At 47.7% G+C, this 663-nt stretch carries 1 pseudogene; it reads left to right on the forward strand.

The annotated features are described in order from the left end of the window. Positions 1–663 (forward strand): annotated as a pseudogene (locus tag R7Q11_RS26820) (LTA synthase family protein); the annotation flags it as partial.

The following is a 663-nucleotide window of genomic DNA, read 5'->3' on the forward strand; positions in this document are numbered from 1 at the left end:
TCCTAGGCCAAGGCGTGCGTGTTGATATCGCAACGTTATGCTGGTTGTTCATCCTCCCTGCTCTGCTTTCTTCTTTCATGCCACTAAAAGGCAAGGTCGGAGAATGCTGGAAATGGGTATTGCGCTTGTGGATGGTCACTGGGCTATGGATTCTTGTGTACATGGAGCTGGCAACGGCGCCATTCATTCAAGAATATGACCTGCGTCCAACCCGCCTGTTTGTTGAATACCTCATCTACCCGAAAGAAGTGATGAGCATGCTTTGGACTGGCTACAAACTAGAACTGTTTATTGGTGCAATCGGCACCGCTTTGACGCTAGTTTTAGGCTGGAAATGGAGCAAAAAACTGACCGATAGCGCGCAACAAATCAATTGGAAATGGCGCCCTCTTTTGGCGATTTTCGTTGTGCTTCTTTGTGTTGCAGGCGCTCGTTCGTCTTTGGGTCACCGTCCACTCAACCCTGCTATGGTGGCGTTTTCGAACGATCCACTGCTTAACGACTTAGCACTGAATTCGTCTTACTCATTGCTATTTGCTGTCAACAATATGAAGTCAGAAAAGAGCGCAGAGCAGTTCTACGGCAAGATGGACAATCAAAAAATGTTGGATCTCGTTCGCGCTTCATCAACGAAGGTCGACTGTGATCCTACATTGCTACCAA

This window comes from Vibrio sp. 970, assembly GCF_033339075.1.